We start from the raw sequence: 17037 nt of genomic DNA on the forward strand, positions 1-17037 counted from the left end.
AGTCGATAAAGGCGCTTTCCTGATATTCTTCAAAAGATATTGCTGTTGCGGATGCGGGAGTACCAGTGCGACCAACAACCGGTTACCCAGGCATAAGAAGGGTTCAAACTGCCCTGGTTGATGGGAATGGGATAATTGGTGGCCCCGGTCCACATCAGCTCCCCCTCATCTGTACAATCGGCCATACTGCCGTAATTGGTGAGGTTGGTTTGTTTGTAATTGTTTTGAATGCCCTGGTACAGGCCCGTCAGAAATTCCATGGTGCGTATGCTATCGGCAAAAGTGATCTGCTCATTGATGGTGCCGGATTCTGTTTTATCCAGAAAATCGGCTCCCTTCTTGGAACAGGCGGGCGCCAGGAACAAGCTGAACAGGAAAGCCGCGGGAAAAATATAGGCTGCGTATTTCATGTGTGTAGGGCTTTAAAAGGTGATGCTGAGACCAGCGTTGAATACTTTTTGTTGGGGATAGTTGTTGAGGGCGGAAGTACCTTCGGCCGTATTTTCAGGATCTATATTGTAGATCTTCAGTTTGAACCAGGTATGGAGGTTCAGGCCATTGGCATAAAAGCGGATCGTTTCCACCCGCAATCGCTTGCTGATGGCCGTGGGCAGCTTGTACCCGATCTCTACGTTTTTCAACCGCAGGTAATTGGCCGACCGCAACCAGTAGGTGCTCAAAGCGCCACCCAGGCCGCCACCTTCGCCCAGCCGCATAAATTCAGCCGTATTGGCGGTAGCAGGCGTCCAGCGCTTTTGGTGAATGTTCATTGTTTTTACATTCACCCCCAGGCTAAACATATCGGTATAAAAACTGCTGCCGGCCGTACCCTGAAACATGGCCGATACATCAAAGCCTTTATAAGAAAGGCCCATGCTGAAACCATAATAGGTATTGGGCCGGTTGGGATTGCCAATCGCTGTCCGGTCCCCATCGTTAATGCGGCCATCGCCATTAATGTCTACCATCTTGAGGGCGCCAGGCAGTACATTGCCCACATCCACTTTGGCACTGGTATCAATATCCAACAGGTCATTGTAAAAGCGGCCACTCCACACATACCCAAAGAACTGGCCAATGGGCTTGCCCGTAGTAGCCAGTGCAGGATAAGCAGGCGCTACCTCATCACTGTACAGGATCTTGTTTTTGGCATAGGTATAATTGGCCTTGGCAAAGAAATTAAAGGCCCCCACTTTCTGGTTTACGGATACTTCTACTTCAAAACCTTTGTTGTTCACCCGCCCCAGGTTCACCGCAGGCAGGGTGCTGCCCAATCCGGCAAAGGAGGGCGTGCTCTTGGGTTTGTCCAAAATATCATACCGATAACGGTCAAATACATCAGCGCTCACACTGATCCTGCCTTTAAACAGGCTCAGGTCCAAACCCAGGTTCTTTTGCTCTTCCGTTTCCCAACGCACATCACTATTGGCCAGGGAGCTGGGTACGATATAGGGCATGGTTACATGGTTTTCACCAAAGGAATAGTTGTTGTTGTAATTGGTGCTATTGGTACGTCCATACACTTCTTCATACAGGTATTGAAAACCATTCATCTTATCACTGCCTACCCTACCCCAGGAAGCCCTTATTTTAAAGTTGCTCACAAAAGCAATGTCCTTAAAGAAGGGCTCTTCACTGATATTCCATCCCACTGTGATGGCCGGGAAAAAGCCATAGCGTTTGCTGGCTTTAAAACGGTCCGTTCCATTGTAACCGGCTACGGCTTCCAGCATGTACCGCTCTTTGTAGTTGTAGGTAAGCCGGCCGGTATAGCCTTTAAAGTTTTCGGGTGTAAAGGCGGGTGCATTGCCGGCGGTGGTATAAGAATACTGGTTGTACAGGGCCAGCAGGTTGATGCTGTGATCACCCAGGCGGCGGTCCCAGGTAAGCGAGGCCTGCATATTGATGCGCTTGCTGGTATTGGGCAATGTGCCGCCTGCTGTAGCGTTGGCAGCCGTCAATGGCGGAATGCGGTACAGCTCCTTATTGGTATTGTACAGGGTATACTCACCCGTGGTGCTATTGTAATCATAGGCCGGGAAATTATTTCGCGTAAGTGATTTGTAATCGATGGCATAGGATGTGAAGGCCACGGTACCATGCAGGGCCAGCCCGCGGGTAATGAAATCCAGCTTCTGGTTGCCCGTAAAGTTCATGTTGAAGTTGTTGTCAAAACTTCGGTCATACCCATTCAGGGTAAGCATACCCACGGGGTTGATGGCCAAGCCACCCTTGGCACCATACGAGCCATCGGGATTGTAAATGGGATAACCATACGAAGGCAATACGCCCGACATGATCTGCCTCCAAATGGGCCAGGCCCCGCCACTCATATTGGCATCAGCAATATAAGGCTCATTGGTTTCACCAAAACGGCCCGACAGGTCAAACCGGAAAGTAGTGGAAGGGGTAGCCGTGATATCCAGGTTGCTGCGGAAATTATAGCGCTTGTAGTAATAATTGCTGTTGAACCCCTGTGATTTGCTGAAGTTCTTCATAATGCCATCCTGGTACACATAACCGCCCGAGATAAAGTACTTCACATTTTTAGTACCCCCGCTGATAGAGATATTGTCGCGCAACTGCACGGTACTCTTCTTGCTCAGTACATCGATCCAGTTCACATCGGGGAAACTGTACGGATCACTGTGGTCCTTGTATTTCTGGATGGATTCATCGGCATAGAGGTCGGGGAAATTGCCTACGGGGTTCTCCTTGCTGGCCAGCGATTTTTCACGCATGAGCAACAGGTCCTGGTAAGCCGGCAGGAAATTGAAATAGATCGTTGGTTGCTGCAATCCTACTTCACTCAGGAAGTTCACCTTGGGTTTGCCTTCCTTACCCCGGCGGGTAGCGATCACCAATACCCCATTGGCGCCCTTTACGCCATACACAGCGGTGGTGGATGCGTCTTTAAGGATGGACAAGCTTTCAATTTCATTGGGGTCAATATCTTTTACCTGGTCATAGTTCACTTCAATATCATCTACAATAATAAGGGGGCTGCATTGCTATTGTACGAGCTGATACCCCGTATGTAAAAGTCGGCACCATCACGGCCCGGCTGACCACTGCGTTGCTGCGCAAAAAGCCGGGCAGGCGGCCTACCAGTGAGTTTTGTAAACTGGCCGCCGGGCTTTGCCGTATTTCCGCCCCGTTATGGTGCTCACAGCACCGGTATTGGTGATCCTTTTCTTGCGGCCATACCCCACTACCATCACTTCATTCATATCTGTAGCCGTGGTTTGCATCGCCACCTGCACGGTGGTTTTACCTTTAGTTCCAGTGTATACACCAGGTAGCCCACACTGCTGAATACCAGTGCAGGGGTATTGTTGCTTTTCAATACAATGGTGAACGTTCCTTTTCGTCGGTCACGACGGAATTGCTCAGGTTGTCTTTTTCCGCAACCGTTACGCCTGCCAGGGGCGTATTGCCATCGGTTACCGTGCCTTTTACCAGCTTGCCCTGGGCCAATGTTACCTGGGCCACGCAAAGCAGCAACAGCAGCCAGGAGGTTATTTTATACATAGCAGTGAATTGAAATGGTTGATTGAATAAATTGCCCACGTCTTACCAGCCGGTATTTTGGGTTAATAGTTTGCTTTTTTCCAGTTCACCTACCGGGATGGGATAGCGGTACATCCTGTCGTCCCATACGGTGGTCAAAGCTATCCGGTTGTAATCGTAGGTAAAGGTGGTGCCTGTTTTGGTTACCGCTACACCCCGCACCGGCGTATTCTTTAATACGGCGGCGCCTATCTTCCAGCGGCGGATATCCCAAAAGCGGTGCTCTTCAAAGGCCAGCTCAATCCTTCGTTCATTGCGCAGCAGGTTGCGCAGGCTGTCTTGCGTTAATCCCCGTGAAATGGTAAAAGGGGTAAGGCCGGCCCGCTGACGAATGGTTTCAATGGCTTTATAGGCTTCTTCGGGCGCGGTGGTATTGCTTTCATTGAGGGCTTCGGCATAATTGAGCAATACTTCGGCATAACGGAAGATCATGGCATTGTGGTTGGTAGCTGAATAACCCGCACTGGTGGTAAAGGCCCCCATGAACTTGCGCATATAATACCCTGTTTGAGACCCCTCATTATCGCGGCCCGTAGCATACAATTCCACCGGGCGGTTGAGCCAGGTAGCGGTATTGTACAAAATGGTAGCGGCCAGGCGGGGATCACGATTGGCATAGGGATTTTGTGGTGTATAACCCGAACCAGTCTCCTGGATAGCCTTGCCATTTTTCATGGGGAATGCGTCTACCAAATTCTGACTGGGATTCATCAGTCCCGAACCTACACCGGCTCCCGAATAACCAATAGGGCCATAGTTGGTTTCTATATTGGTACTGGTGGCCGATTGATAACCCAGTATGATCTCTGGCGCGCGGCGGGTAGTAAACAGTGTAGTGAAGTTGGCCGCCAGCGAATGTGTGCCCAGGTCCATAATGTCTTTGGATGCCTTGGCCGCCGCCTGCCATTTGGTGATGTCATTGTTGGTATTGTTGAGGGCACTGGCCGCATACAACAGGGTCCTGGCTTTGAGGGCCATGGCGGCACTGCGTGTAATACGCCCCCAGTCACCATCGGCAATCACGTTTTCGGGGATCAGGGTATTTTGTATCGCTTCACACTCCGCTACAATGTATTGCACACATTCTTCATAACTATTGCGTGCAAAATCGACCTTGTCATTCAGGCCCAAAGTGGCATTGCCCAATAAGGGTACACCACCCCAGCGTTTGGTCAATTCAAAATAGGACATGGCCCGCAGGAACCTGGCTTCAGCCTTCCACTGATCCTTCAGACCAACTATCTTGATCGGTACAATATCTATTTTAGACAGGAACAGGTTCACACGCCGGATGGCCGTATAGTATTTGCTCCATACATCATCAGGCATATACCAGGATGTCCAGCGGCCATTCACGAATATCTCCACGGTATTGCCGGGATAACGGTACACGGCATCATCCGTGCCTGCTTCTATCAGCGCATTGTTGCCTACACCCGCATAATGGTTGGGCAGGTAGGAATAGATATTCATCAAAACTGACGGGCATAGTTGCCCACACTATCGCGCGGGTCAAACACCACCTCTTCTTCCCAGCGTTCCTGCGGGAAATCTTCGATCGACTTTTTACAGGCTACTGTGGTACCAATCAGCGCCAGTAATATCAGGTATTTATAAAGGGAGGTCATGGTAATTAAAATTTGAGGTTAATGCCTGCATTGAATACTTTCTGGTTGGGATAACCCGTAGCGTAGGGGTATTCCGGATCGAGACGGTCTACCTCGGTAAAGGTGAGCAGGTTAAAGCCGTTCACAAATACCCGCGCGCTGCTCAGCTTAATGGTTTGTATCCATTTAAGCGGTATTGACCAGGCCAGCTCTATATTCTTAAGCCGCAGGTAATCGCCTTTGTGCAACCAAAAAGTAGAAGCGCTTTGGTTATTGACGTTATTACCCACCGTCAGCCGGGGATACGTAGCGCTGCCGGCCGTAGCCGGTGTCCAGCGGCCCAGGTGATGCGCCTGCGCCTGTGTATAACCGCCATTGGCCAAAGGCTGAAACTCATAATCCGTTTGGTTCAACAGCAGGTCGCGGTTGGCCGTGCCCTGCAACAGGAAGCTCAGGGAAATACCCTGATACTCTACCCCACCCTGCAGGCCGCCACTGATAAAGGGGCGTGTATTGCCAATACCTGTCATATCATACCGGTTGATCACCTGGTCGCCATTGAGGTCCTTGTAACGGATATCACCGGCTACCGGAGTATAACCTTCCAGGGTAGGCGTTTTCCGGGCAATATCATCGGCGGTATAAAAACCATCGGCTATATAACCATATACCTGTTCTACTTTTTGTCCGGTGCGGCGCATCCAATCGTATTTGCGGTCTACCTCATCCTGGAAGATCACTTCCGACTTACGGGTGCTCAGCTTCAAGCCGGCATAGTATTTCACCTGGCCGGCAGCTGCTTCATATTGCAGCGAAAGGTCCCAGCCCTGGTAGCGGTTCTTGCCTATGTTCTCAGCAGGCCAACTGGTGCCCAGGAAGGCCTGCGAACGACCACGCACCTGCAGCAGGTCAAAATACGTATCGCGGTAATATTCCAGTACTGCGCGCAGTTGATTCCTGAACAACAGGGCTTCGGCGCCGATATTGAGTTTATCGGCTTTGGCCCAGGTAATACCAGGATTGGCCAGGGTACCTTCCGATACGCCGCCGGTACCCGTTGGCGTTACGCCCAGGTTATAGGCCGTACTGCTGGCATAAAACTGACTGTATACATAATAACCCAGGTCGTCCTTGCCGGTACGGCCATAAGACGATTTCAGGCGCAGGCTACTCAAGACTTTCAACTTTGGAAACCAGCTTTCCTGGCTGATGGTCCAGCCCAGGCCCGCAGCCGGGAATATCCCCGGTCATTGCCATTGGGATAGCGGTTTTGCTTGTTGGCCGTCACAGCCAGCTCTACATCATACCGTCCCTTGTAATTGTAGGTGCCATTTACCGAATACGTTTGGTATTGCAGTGGCAGGTCGGCATCGGTGCCATACTGCTGCGCGCTCACCATGGCGCGGCCGGTCAGGGTATGCCCTCCTTTCAGTGCACGGTCATAACCCAGGGTGATCTCCCAAAAGTTATTGCGCGTTTGGGTGGCAATGCTGCCACTATTGTTTTGCGTACCATCGTTGTTGAATTTGGTATAGGTGGTATCGCCCGTTACGGCATCTACGTTCATCTTATAGGTGGCAAAGGTCTTCGAGCGGTCAATGTTTTCCGTCAGGTCGGTACCAAACGAAGCCTTCCCCTTATCCACAAACCGGCGGTTACAATATCCAGTGCTTGTTGCAGGCCCACATCGGCATACAGGTTCCGGTTGTAGGTATTGCGATAACCTGAATTTACGGTACCCGCATAGAGGTTATTGGTGCGTTCGCTGGTGCCGGCATACGATCCATTGGGATTCAATACCGGATATGCATTGTTGGGCAGGTTGATGAAGTTGGAAAAGATACTGCTGGTCGTAGTGCCCGGCTGGGTACCATTTCTAATAAGGGTAAATACGTTGAGGTAGGCTTTCAGGCTTGCATTTACATTCATCGTTACGTTTGAACGGATGCTGTATTGCTTGTAATCGTTGTTGGTATTGTAACTGTTTTTGCTGTCCTTAATGAAAATACCTTGCTGGCTCACATGGTCAAGGGCCAGGTAATATTGGGCAAACTTACCCCCGCCCGAAATATCGGCACTGTAGCGGGCAAAGCTTGTCTTATCGCGCAGCAGCTTTTTTTTTTGCCAGTCTATATTGGGATGGCCAAAGGGGTCGGTACCCTTCTTATAGGCATCCAGGTCGGCCTGAGTATATTGAAGGGGCTTGCCATCATTGGCGAGGGCTTCATTAAACAGTGAAGCATAATCGTACGCATCCAGGTACCTGGGCCGCACGGTGGCTTGCTGTATGCCATATTGTGCTGTAAAGGAGATCACCTGTTTACCGGGCACGCCTTTTTTGTATTGATCAGCAAAGCCCCATTAGAAGCGCGCATACCATACAGGTTAGCGGCCAGGGCGTCTTTCAACACCGTCACACTTTCAATTTCCGCAGGGTTCAATAAGGTATAGGGCCTGGGAATGCCATCGATCACCACCAGGGGATTGCCCATGCCGCGAACATACAAAGCCGCCTGCTCATTGCCGGGCGTAGCACCCTGTTGCAGGGTATACAGTCCCGTGAGCCGGCCTGCCAGGGCATTGGTAATGTCTACCACCGGCGATTTGATCAGCTCCTTATTGTAGATCACATCAAAGGAACCCGTTACCTGGTCGGCTTTGCGGATACCGCCCGGCAGCTGCACCTGTTTAGCGGCGGCCAGGGTTTGTTCCTGCAGTTGTACGCGGATGGCCGTTTTTTCCAATCCCGTTACGGTATAACTGGCAGGGTTATAGGTTTCCAGTTGCAGAGCCAGTTCATCACCGGCATGAGCGGCAATGTTGAAATCACCGGTGCGGTTGGTTTGTACGGTTTCGCCGCTGGTCTTATTGGTAATATCGGCTTCAGCCAGGGGCGCCCGTCGGCATCTGTTACTTTACCCTTGATCTTTTTACTGGTCGTATCTGTTTTGTCCTGTTGCCAATGGCAGGTGCCGGCCTCACTGTTTTGTGCCGCCAGCAGGCACAGTACCACCGCCAGGCAGCGGCAAGCGCTACCCAGGCGCAGTAACTTATTGTTGTGTTGAAATTGCATGGTTGCTGTAAGTTTTGGAGAGTAAATCGAAGCTTACCGGAGCTGACCGCGCAGCAGGCCGGAAGGTTTGTTAACGGTGTGTACATCTATATATCCAATGCCGGTCCTGATGGCGGTGAGGATACCGTCGGCCAGGCCGGGCGCAGCTTTCACGGTATTGTAATCAGCACCTGCGCTGGCCAGCTTGTACACCAGCGCGCCATTGGCGCCGGCGGTTCCTGTATGCAGGTGTGCCTCGGTCAATACATCACCTGCTTCTACGCCATTGATGAAAAACTGGTAATGCAATACTTTATCGGTGGTGATGCGCAGTACCAGTTTACCACTGGCCGTGGTATTCACAGCGGGTACTACAGCGGCGCCCGTTAAGGCTACATCTGTATACCAGTCGATGTTCTTGTCCAGCTGCAGGCGGACCAATCCACCCGGACTGGCCGCTGAGTTTACATTCAGGAAAATGGGTTGGTCCATCAGTTGCTTCGCCTGATCGGGTGTGAGCTGTATACTGCCCTTTAGGTGCCGCCCATTGATGGTGGGTTTCAGGTCGGCCAGCAAGGTGCCTGTGCTGGCGGCTGTGCCGCTGTACAGGCCGGCGCCGGTGAGGGCTTCCTCTTTTCCTTCGGCATTGACCAGGATGTCGTAATAAAAACATCATCTGTCATGAGGTTCAGGAAAAAGCGTGCTTTCAATTCCGTGCCGCGGGTTACGGGCACTTCATATTGACTGCCCGCCATTTCATTCCAGTACTTGCGCAGGTAGGCTGTTTCTTCAACAGCATCCTCCTTCTGGCACGAAAACAGGGTCAGGCAGCACAGTGTGCTCAGTACCCAGGCTTGTTTGGTAATTATCATATGGCTACAATTTGCAGGGGGTGAATCAATGCCGGCACATGTGTAAGGTGCCAGGTGGGGAATAGTGTAATCGTGCATACAGTTTGGTGTTGGTTGATGACTTAATGTTGACGTTTATAAAGCAAATAGATTACGATGTCAGGTTGAGCCTGTCGAAGCCTTCTTAGGGTGGGTCGCCCTTTAAGGGCGGCTCACCCTGGGACGTCGACAAGTACAGGCTGTCTGCCTAATTCAACGACATGGAAACAGGTTCTATAGGAAAGGGTTAAGGGCAATGGATCCTAGTTCAGTAAATGGGTTAATGGTAAGGCTTATGGACCACCAGTTTGCCTTCAATAATTACCTGGCGCGCGCGGGGTGTATCTTTCCGGTTCAGCAGGTCCAGCAGCAGTGCGGCGGCTGATTCACCCTGTTGATAAGGATACTGTTCTACCGAAGCCAGCGGCGGCGATTGGAGGTAATTGGTAATGGGCAGGTTGGCATAACTGATCACTGTAATGTCTTTATGCAGTTGCAGGCCTGCCCGGTTGATGTATTGGATCACATCCAGCGCCACATAATCATTCATCGTCAGGATGGCCGTAGGTGCCGGTTTGCGCGATAGGATCACCTCCATAGCGCGAAAGGTGGTTTCGCGGGTAAGGTCTGTCGAGGCGATCAGGCTTTTATCTACCCTGATCTGCCGGCTTTTTAATATGGCTTTATAGGCTTCCGTACGTTCAATGGTCGAGGGCATGCATTCGGGTCCATTGAGCAGGGCAATGCGGCGGTGGCCGGCGGCCAGTAAGTGGTCCAGCGCCTGGCGCGTACCGCTTTCCATATTGAAATACACTTTGTGTACATCGGGCCGGTTGGGCACCCGGTCAAAGAATACCACCGGTATCTGTAGGTTTTGCAGGGCCAGGAAATGATCGTATTGCAGGGTTTGTTTGCTCAGCGAAACCAGGAGGCCATCGACCCGCTGTTTCTTCATGGCTTCTACGATGCGTTGTTCGCGCAGCACCTCATCGTGCGACTGACCGATCAGCACCTGGTACTGGTGTTGCATGGCCAGGTTTTCAACGGCACTGATGGCTTCCGAAAAGAAATGCTCGCGCAGATTGGGGATGATGAGGCCGATGATATGTGATTTGCGTTCCCTAAAGGCAATGGCGTGTTGGTTGGGTTGGTATTCCAGTTCCCGGGCCAGCTGCTGCACTTTGAGGCGCATGCGCAGGCCGATACTCCGGTTATTGTGCAAGGCCCGCGACACTGTAGAGGTGGCGACGTTCAGTTGGCGGGCGATGTCTTTGATGGTGGCTACTGCGGGGATGCCATGGCAATGGGTTTTGGTCGCTCCAAAAATACCCTTAGCAGCAGGCAAACTACCCGGTCAAATCGTGCAAAAATACCGGTCATTTGTTGCAAATGCGCTGAAAATCAGGCTAGTGGTGGGTGTACATTTCAACTGTCCGCCTCATGCACAAAGGCCGACGGCGTCTTCCCGAACTGCTGTTTGAAACATTTGCGGAAATAATCTACATCGGTAAAGCCGGCCATATAAGCCACTTCATTAACGGTGTATTCCTTTAGTTGGAGTAATTGCGCGCTTCTTTTCAGTTTGATGTCGCGGATAAATTCAATGGCCGAGAGGCCGGTCAGCGCTTTTAATTTCCGGTACAGTGTGGTGCGGCTCATGTTCACCACTTTGCCCAGTTCATCAACCTGCAGGGTGGGTTCCATCAGGTTGTCTTCTATATAGTTGATCAGTTTTTCCAGGAAGATAGTATCGGCCGGCGTAATGGCCAGGGCCGATGGCTGCAGCGTCAGGTCGCGGCTATACCGTTCGCGCAGCAGGCGGCGCGATTGAAGGAGGTTCTGCACCCGCACGTCGATCAGTGACAGGTGAAAGGGTTTGGTAATATAATCATCGGCTCCGGTTTCCAATCCCTCCAGCTGCGCCTGCAATCCGCTTCGGGCCGTGAGCAGGATGATGGGAATATGGCTGGTACGCAGGTCGGTTTTGAGGCGGTGGCAGAGCTCATTGCCATTCAGGCCGGGCATCATCACATCGCTGATGATGAGATCGGGCATTGACTCTGTAGCCATCTCCCAGCCTGCCTCACCATGGAGTGCATACAGGATGGTAAACCGGCCGGCAAAATGATCGCGCAGCAAGCTGTTCACTTCTTCATTGTCTTCTATGATCAGCAGCACAGGCGGCTGGTCCATCGTTTCCTGTTGAGGTGAAGGCAATATATTAGCGGTTGTCATCACCGGTACCGGGGTTGGCGCTTCCCTAATCACCCGCAGTTGTTTTCTTTCCGCAGGGGCATAGGGGGCAGCATCGGCGGGCAGGCTGATGGTAAAGCGGGTATTGCCTTTTGCTGTACTGTTTCTTGCCGGCTCACCACCTCGATGGTGCCCTGGTGCAGGGCCACCAGCGCTTTGGTAAATGTGAGGCCAATGCCTGTACCCGATATTTGGCGGCCGGTATCATTGTAATGGTGAAAAGGATCAAAATGCTGGGCAGCCGGTCCGGCGCAATGCCGGCCCCATTGTCTTCCACCTCAATAGTAGTATGCGTGGCTGTTGTATGTAAGGATACTTTGATCAGACCGCCGGCCGGGGTAAACTTAAACGCGTTGGACAACAGGTTGTACAATATCTTTTCCAGCTTATCTCCATCAAACCATACCATCGCGTTGGTGGTGTTGGTCTCCAACGATAAGCCGATCTGCTGTTGGGCGGCATACCCTTCATAGGATTGCAGGATCTCCTGAATAAAAGCGGTGATGTTTCCTTCACTCACTTCCAGGGGCATGCCACCTGCTTCAAATTGCCGGAAATCGAGCAACTGGTTGGTGAGCCGCAACAGGCGCTCACCATTGCGCTGCATCAATTGCAGTTGCGCTGTTTCTTTGTCGCGCCCCTGTACCAGCGCCATCAATTTTTCCAGGGGGCCAGTACCAGGGTCAGCGGTGTTTTGATCTCATGCGAAATATTGGTAAAGAAACTCAGCTTGCGCTGCATCAGCTCCTGGTCTTTGAGGCGGTTGCCTTCCTGCAGGGCCAGCTCATTTTTCAGCCGCGTGGTTTTTACTGAATAGAAATTGAAGAGGTACAATAAGCCGGCGATGATCAGTGTATACGCTATATAAGCATACCAGGTTTTCCAAATGGGGGCAATACCGTAATGTGCAAGGTGGTGTATTGTTCATTCCAATACCCATCGTTGTTGGCGGCTTTTACTTTAAAGGTGTAGTTGCCGGCGCTCAGGTTGGTATAACTGGCGGCCTGCTGGTTGCCCACGGCATGCCATTGGGTATCGTTGTCCAGGCCTTCCAATTTATAGGCATACTGGTTGGTGCGCGGGTTGATATAATTGAGCGCCGCAAAGTGCAGGGTAAAATAGGCCTGGTCGTAGGTCAAGGTAATATGGTCGGTGTAGGTGATCGACTGCTGCAGGGGTGTTGCTTCGCCAATGGTCACGGGGTTGTTCTTGATCAGCAGTTCGGTGATCACTACGGGGGCGGTACTTTGTTCAGCACCATTTCTTCGGGTTGAAAAGCCACGATCCCTTTCATGCCGCCAAACATGATCTGTCCCGAAGCGGTGCGGATGGCGGCGGGACCAAATTCATTCGTGCCGAGCCCATTGTTCACGGAATAATTGGTTACCTGCATCCCTGCTTTATCATAGGGCGGGGCCGTTTTCCCAGGCGTAATGCGGGCAATGCCCTGGTTGTAACTGATCCATAAATTGCCCTGCCGGTCTTCCATGATCGCATGTACAATGTCATCAGCCAGGCCCCATTGGGTATCCAGTGTATAAAAACGTTGCTGTTGCCGGTTCAATACCTTCACTCCCCCCACCCCGGGTACCTGTCCACACATTGCCATGAGCATCTTCATACATGCACAGGATGGCATTTTTATTAAACACTTTGGCATACTCATACAGGTAGTTTACAAACCGGGCCTGGCCGGGTGGCAGCCAGGAAAGCCCCAGCTCGGTGCCGATCCATACGCCGCCGGCATGGTCTACCAGAAGGGCATTGATATTTTCAGAGATAATGCTGGTACTGTCCCTGGCCTGGTGGCGGTACCGCACCAGTGTTCCATCGGCTTGCCGCTTAAACAGTCCGCCCTTGGCGCCTATCCACAATGTTCCCTGCCAATAGCCCAGTGCATAGATCATTTCATCCAGGCGCCGGTTTTCCTTTTCGCGTATCTCTATGCGTTGCATACGCCTGGCAGCAGGTTCGTAATAGAACAAGCCTTCCAGTGTGCCAATCCACAGGTTGCCTTTTTCGTCAAACTGGATGGCCTTGATGGTTTCCTGGTTCACCAGGTGATTGGAGGCAGGATCTACATGGAGGTGGCTGAACTGGCCGGTACGCCGGTTGAATATATTAACGCCGCCCCCTTCAGTGGCAATCCACAGCTGGTTGTTCTTGTCTTCCAGTATACGGCTTACTACCGGATAGTTGAGCCCCGCATCCTTGCCTACGCGTTCATTGATATAACTGAAATTGTTGTTGCCCGGCTGTACAATGCTTACGCCGCCGGCAAAAGTACCTACCCAAAAGCTGCCGGCATTGTCGTGCATAAAACACAATACTGAATTGCCCGACAGGGAGGTTGGATCATACTGATTCACCTGGTAGTGTTTGATCACCTCTCGCCGGCTATTGACAATGTAAAGCCCATTGCGCGAGCCGATCCAGGTATTTCCTTTGTAGAAGCCGATGGCCCTGATCATGTCATTGCTCACCTTCAGTTGACCATCGCCGGTGGACAGGCTGGCAACTTCACCGGTTTTCAGATCGAGCCAAAGGGCCCCTTCCCTTTCGGTACCTATCCATAGGTTTTGTGCGCTATCGATGGCCAAAAAAATACACTGCTTTTTCTATAGAGGGGGTAGTTGGTTAAGGCAGGTGGTATTGGGATCGCTTGTTTTTTAAGTGGATCATACTGTATGATGCCGGTACCGGCAGCAAACCAAAGGTTGCGCCGGGCATCTTCGACAATGGAGTAAACAATCTGCCGGTTGGTAATGCCCGCCTGTGTATAAGGTACCAATACCCTGTTGGCCTGGTCGTAGGTGGCCAGGCCGCGTGCCGTGCCCACCCAAATGGTACCCCGGCTATCGGTAAAAATGGTTTTTATGTAGCGGATGGCTTTTTCATCTCCTTTAACGGCAATGGGGTAAAACTGTTCTGTGCGGTGGTCAAACAGGTCGAGCCCTACGGAAGTGCCTACCAGCAGGTTGCCGGCACTGTCTTGCCCCAGGGCCTGCAGTTCATTGCTGCCAATACTGTGCGCATTGTGCTGATCGTATTTAAAATGGCGGAAGTTGTAGCCGTCATAGCGGCTCAGGCCATCGGTGGTGCCGATCCAGATAAAACCTTTCTTATCCTGAAACAGGCAATAGGCGGAACTTTGAGAGAGGCCATCGGCAATGCCGAGGTGTTTGAATTTGAGCGAGGCATCCTGCGCCTGGATGGGGAGGCTACTTATAAGCAGGAGGATATAGAACAGCCACTTGTACTTGTTTGTACAATGCAGTGCAGCAGTGTATAATCGTGTGTAAGCAGTTACTACCATACCCCGGTTCAAGATCCACTGATCCATTTACCGGGTGGAAGATAGAACAGAATGTGTAGTTGCAGCTGGAATATTTTGCCCTTTCAGCTGGTCAACCGATTGCGTAAATGGGTGACCCTAGCGACTGTCAGGCGGAGTAATGTCACCCAGTACTTGTCGACTGTCAGCCTGAGCCCGTCGAAGGCGTCTTAAGGCGGTTTTGACAAGCTCAACTTGACATTGTAGTCTAAAGGAGCCTGTCGAAGGCGTCTTTAGGGTGGGTCGCTCTCCAAGAGCGGCTCACCCTGTTCTAAACGAGCTTGTCAAAGGGATGTTGAAGAGGGTTTCCTGCCCTATTCGCGGAACTCAGCCTACTGTGTTTATTAATCCATGTCATTGGTGGCGGCATAGCAACTTCCTGCACCAGTTCACCTTTCTCATTCACTATCCATCTATGCACCGGCTGTTCATGCCCCATTCCGCGCGCTACACTTATAGCCTCATCTTCCGAAGACAGATATTCAGCCCTCCGGTTTCCTTCCTTGGTAAGCTGTTCTCCAAATACAGGTTCACCAACTTCCGGACTTCCCTCCCCATAACAATCAGGGCCGTCTTCCCGACTTTCCAACTTCTTTCCGTCTTCCCGACTTCCGGACTTTCGGTCTTCCTCCCTCCACTTCTCCAGCTCTGGTGGTAGCTCCCATTGCGGCCATACCGTTTTATAGCCCAGTCGCGCCAGTTCATCCCAGGCTGTTTGTTGTAGGGTTGCTTTCGTGGCGCCCTGGTGCAGCAGCTTTACCCCCAGTCCTACCAACTTACGATAAAGGTCGTGGCAGTGCCAGTCTTCCGTCAGGCTATTGTACACCGGGCTAACCCATGCCGATGCCTCGGCCAGTATGCTGGCATTGTGCCGGGTGCGGGCAAAACGTTTGTCTTGCTGGACCCTTTTACCCGTGAGCGAGCTTTTGGTGCGGATAAAATAAGCGCCATACATCTTGTAGCAGGTAATGATACCGCACAAGGTGGCTTCTACCTCGGTGGCGGCCAGGTAGTTCTTCCGGAATTCTTCCAAATGTGGCGGTAGATCAATAGGTTGTAAACGCTTTTTCATGACGGATGACCATACGCTGAAATTACGAAAAATAATATACAATAGCCCTCCGAAGCCTGAAATCCGGTCAAGGCCAGGCCATTGGCCGCCACTTGGTAGGCCCTTGTTCGCCCCATGTTCGGTACTCATTAATGGTTAATGCGCATTTACTAAGGGTCGGCTTCGACGAGCTGGGTCGAAGAAAGGTCGAACATGGTACGAGCTTGGTAATAACCAGACCCGAAGAAAACAGTCCGCAAGTCGGAAAAGTCCGGAAGACGGGAAGTGTTTTGGACAGCTGTAGCATAATGCCGGAGAACAGGGAGGCCTGTATACAGTACCACCCATTGTAGTAGTGCACCCATGTCTCAATCCCTGTCAACCATTCCTACCAATACTCACGGTCAATAACGCACGCTTCATGGTAAGTGAGTATTTTAATAAAATGAACAGTTTGTTCTTCCGGGTTATTAAAGCTGGCATTAAAATTGACTAAGCGTGGCTCTAATCAAATACCAACCAAACCTATCCTGGTAATACGGGATCAAAACACTATTAGTATGAATCGATTTCACGCAAGTATTTCCAAGTTTTCGGTCGCTGTTTTTACCATGAGTGCATTGCTGATTTCCGCTTGTAGTAAAGACAAAGGCGATGATGACGGAGGCAAGAACGAGGAAGTAGTATTTCAGGATAATTTTGACAATGGAGCGACTGCCATTTGGAAAGCAGGCACCAGTGGTCAGGTAACAAAATCGATCGCGGATGGTCACTTTGTATTGACCCATAGCGGTAGTGCGGCGGCTATTTTTAAAACCTGGGCTAGTACCAATGTTTTTACTGCTGCGCATACCAGGCAGGCAATTGAAATTAAGCAAACGCACGTAAAAGGCCATGATTACGACAAAGCAGGTTTGCTCTTTGCGGTAGCCGATGAAAATTATATCCTCGCCTTTCAGGTGGGCAATAAAGAGTTCCGGATTTATCAGAAAGTGAACACCACCAATACCAACCTGGTTCCCTGGACCACTTCTGCGCACATCAAAGGCGCCTTGAATGAATCCAATAAGTTGAAGGTTACCCTGGCCGATGGTAAGTTGCAGTTTTATATCAACGACAACCTGGTAGCCACCATGGAGGCTGGTCCTATTAAAACCCTCGATAAGGTGGGCTTTGAAATTGTAAAGGGCGTTGCTGCCGAAGCTACTTACAAAGTAGACTACCTGAAGGCGGTAAAACTATAACGGAAAGATAGGATTACATACCGGGCAGGCAGTACA

Annotated in this window: 23 protein-coding genes; 1 reads left to right on the forward strand and 22 read right to left on the reverse strand. The window is 51.2% G+C overall.

The annotated features are described in order from the left end of the window. Positions 1-29: 29 nt before the first annotated feature. The 22 genes from RS881_RS30185 to RS881_RS30290 form a co-directional block, all read right to left on the reverse strand. Positions 30-410: a hypothetical protein gene (locus RS881_RS30185; protein ID WP_315814134.1), complete on the reverse strand. Its 381-nt coding sequence runs from the start codon at positions 408-410 to the stop codon at positions 30-32. A gap of 12 nt (positions 411-422) precedes the next feature. Further along, positions 423-2975 carry a SusC/RagA family TonB-linked outer membrane protein gene (locus tag RS881_RS30190; RefSeq protein WP_315814135.1) on the reverse strand — a complete coding sequence of 851 codons (2553 nt, stop codon included), beginning with the start codon at positions 2973-2975 and terminating at the stop codon, positions 423-425. A gap of 129 nt (positions 2976-3104) precedes the next feature. After that, entirely contained in the window at positions 3105-3257 is a 153-nt protein-coding gene (locus RS881_RS30195; RefSeq protein WP_315814136.1) for a hypothetical protein, read from the reverse strand. A gap of 85 nt (positions 3258-3342) precedes the next feature. Next, positions 3343-3570, reverse strand: coding sequence for a hypothetical protein (locus RS881_RS30200; RefSeq protein WP_315814137.1), 228 nt, complete (start codon positions 3568-3570; stop codon positions 3343-3345). Between the two features lie 3 nt (positions 3571-3573). Further along, positions 3574-5043, reverse strand: coding sequence for a RagB/SusD family nutrient uptake outer membrane protein (locus RS881_RS30205; RefSeq protein WP_315814138.1), 1470 nt, complete (start codon positions 5041-5043; stop codon positions 3574-3576). Next, the gene (locus tag RS881_RS30210) at positions 5043-5198 is read right to left on the reverse strand and encodes a hypothetical protein (RefSeq protein ID WP_315814139.1); all 156 of its coding nucleotides are present in this window, start codon (positions 5196-5198) and stop codon (positions 5043-5045) included. Before RS881_RS30210 ends, RS881_RS30205 begins: the two co-directional genes overlap by 1 nt. Before the next feature lie 5 nt (positions 5199-5203). Further along, positions 5204-6352 carry a SusC/RagA family TonB-linked outer membrane protein gene (locus tag RS881_RS30215; RefSeq protein WP_315814140.1) on the reverse strand — a complete coding sequence of 383 codons (1149 nt, stop codon included), beginning with the start codon at positions 6350-6352 and terminating at the stop codon, positions 5204-5206. Positions 6353-6357: 5 nt separating this feature from the next. Beyond that, positions 6358-6822: a hypothetical protein gene (locus RS881_RS30220; RefSeq protein WP_315814141.1), complete on the reverse strand. Its 465-nt coding sequence runs from the start codon at positions 6820-6822 to the stop codon at positions 6358-6360. Further along, complete coding sequence (locus RS881_RS30225) at positions 6786-7508, reverse strand: SusC/RagA family TonB-linked outer membrane protein (RefSeq protein ID WP_315814142.1); 723 nt, start codon at positions 7506-7508, stop codon at positions 6786-6788. Before RS881_RS30225 ends, RS881_RS30220 begins: the two co-directional genes overlap by 37 nt. Then, the gene (locus RS881_RS30230; RefSeq protein ID WP_315814143.1) at positions 7490-7921 is read right to left on the reverse strand and encodes a TonB-dependent receptor plug domain-containing protein; all 432 of its coding nucleotides are present in this window, start codon (positions 7919-7921) and stop codon (positions 7490-7492) included. The genes RS881_RS30225 and RS881_RS30230 overlap by 19 nt, the downstream gene beginning before the upstream one ends. Before the next feature lie 5 nt (positions 7922-7926). Beyond that, entirely contained in the window at positions 7927-8250 is a 324-nt protein-coding gene (locus tag RS881_RS30235) for a hypothetical protein (protein ID WP_315814144.1), read from the reverse strand. A 33-nt stretch (positions 8251-8283) separates the two neighbouring features. Beyond that, the gene (locus tag RS881_RS30240) at positions 8284-8805 is read right to left on the reverse strand and encodes a CHRD domain-containing protein (protein WP_315814145.1); all 522 of its coding nucleotides are present in this window, start codon (positions 8803-8805) and stop codon (positions 8284-8286) included. After that, on the reverse strand, positions 8790-9101 hold the full coding sequence (locus RS881_RS30245; RefSeq protein WP_315814146.1) for a hypothetical protein: 312 nt from the start codon (positions 9099-9101) through the stop codon (positions 8790-8792). Before RS881_RS30245 ends, RS881_RS30240 begins: the two co-directional genes overlap by 16 nt. Positions 9102-9399: 298 nt before the next feature. Further along, positions 9400-10464, reverse strand: a complete 1065-nt coding sequence (locus RS881_RS30250) for a LacI family DNA-binding transcriptional regulator (protein ID WP_315814147.1) — start codon at positions 10462-10464, stop codon at positions 9400-9402. 80 nt (positions 10465-10544) lie between these two features. Then, entirely contained in the window at positions 10545-11387 is an 843-nt protein-coding gene (locus RS881_RS30255) for a response regulator transcription factor (protein ID WP_315814148.1), read from the reverse strand. Between the two features lie 100 nt (positions 11388-11487). Beyond that, positions 11488-12027 (reverse strand): sensor histidine kinase, encoded by a 540-nt coding sequence (locus tag RS881_RS30260; RefSeq protein WP_315814149.1) that lies wholly within the window; start codon positions 12025-12027, stop codon positions 11488-11490. Beyond that, on the reverse strand, positions 12027-12206 hold the full coding sequence (locus RS881_RS30265) for a hypothetical protein (RefSeq protein ID WP_315814150.1): 180 nt from the start codon (positions 12204-12206) through the stop codon (positions 12027-12029). The genes RS881_RS30260 and RS881_RS30265 overlap by 1 nt, the downstream gene beginning before the upstream one ends. 26 nt (positions 12207-12232) lie before the next feature. Next, positions 12233-12604 (reverse strand): triple tyrosine motif-containing protein, encoded by a 372-nt coding sequence (locus RS881_RS30270; RefSeq protein ID WP_315814151.1) that lies wholly within the window; start codon positions 12602-12604, stop codon positions 12233-12235. Further along, complete coding sequence (locus RS881_RS30275) at positions 12604-12936, reverse strand: two-component regulator propeller domain-containing protein (RefSeq protein WP_315814152.1); 333 nt, start codon at positions 12934-12936, stop codon at positions 12604-12606. The genes RS881_RS30270 and RS881_RS30275 overlap by 1 nt, the downstream gene beginning before the upstream one ends. Further along, entirely contained in the window at positions 12881-13972 is a 1092-nt protein-coding gene (locus RS881_RS30280) for a ligand-binding sensor domain-containing protein (RefSeq protein ID WP_315814153.1), read from the reverse strand. The genes RS881_RS30275 and RS881_RS30280 overlap by 56 nt, the downstream gene beginning before the upstream one ends. Further along, positions 13939-14715, reverse strand: coding sequence for a ligand-binding sensor domain-containing protein (locus tag RS881_RS30285; RefSeq protein ID WP_315814154.1), 777 nt, complete (start codon positions 14713-14715; stop codon positions 13939-13941). Before RS881_RS30285 ends, RS881_RS30280 begins: the two co-directional genes overlap by 34 nt. Before the next feature lie 262 nt (positions 14716-14977). After that, positions 14978-15907, reverse strand: a complete 930-nt coding sequence (locus tag RS881_RS30290) for a hypothetical protein (RefSeq protein ID WP_315814155.1) — start codon at positions 15905-15907, stop codon at positions 14978-14980. A gap of 410 nt (positions 15908-16317) precedes the next feature. On the opposite strand from RS881_RS30290, the gene RS881_RS30295 reads away from it, so the two are divergent. Beyond that, positions 16318-17001, forward strand: a complete 684-nt coding sequence (locus RS881_RS30295) for a hypothetical protein (RefSeq protein ID WP_315814156.1) — start codon at positions 16318-16320, stop codon at positions 16999-17001. The last annotated feature ends 36 nt before the right edge of the window (positions 17002-17037 follow it).

Source organism: Paraflavitalea speifideaquila (assembly GCF_032395985.1).
In the GTDB taxonomy this organism is placed as follows: Bacteria; Bacteroidota; Bacteroidia; order Chitinophagales; family Chitinophagaceae; genus Paraflavitalea; species Paraflavitalea speifideaquila.

Coding starts and splice junctions, on each gene's coding strand:
- RS881_RS30185 (WP_315814134.1), bottom strand. CDS start 410: ATGAAATACGCAGCCTATATTTTTCCCGCGGCTTTCCTGTTCAGCTTG.
- RS881_RS30205 (WP_315814138.1), bottom strand. CDS start 5,043: ATGAATATCTATTCCTACCTGCCCAACCATTATGCGGGTGTAGGCAAC.
- RS881_RS30210 (WP_315814139.1), bottom strand. CDS start 5,198: ATGACCTCCCTTTATAAATACCTGATATTACTGGCGCTGATTGGTACC.
- RS881_RS30235 (WP_315814144.1), bottom strand. CDS start 8,250: ATGCAATTTCAACACAACAATAAGTTACTGCGCCTGGGTAGCGCTTGC.
- RS881_RS30245 (WP_315814146.1), bottom strand. CDS start 9,101: ATGATAATTACCAAACAAGCCTGGGTACTGAGCACACTGTGCTGCCTG.
- RS881_RS30260 (WP_315814149.1), bottom strand. CDS start 12,027: ATGGCGCTGGTACAGGGGCGCGACAAAGAAACAGCGCAACTGCAATTG.
- RS881_RS30285 (WP_315814154.1), bottom strand. CDS start 14,715: ATGGATCAGTGGATCTTGAACCGGGGTATGGTAGTAACTGCTTACACA.
- RS881_RS30290 (WP_315814155.1), bottom strand. CDS start 15,907: ATGAGTACCGAACATGGGGCGAACAAGGGCCTACCAAGTGGCGGCCAA.
- RS881_RS30295 (WP_315814156.1), top strand. CDS start 16,318: ATGAATCGATTTCACGCAAGTATTTCCAAGTTTTCGGTCGCTGTTTTT.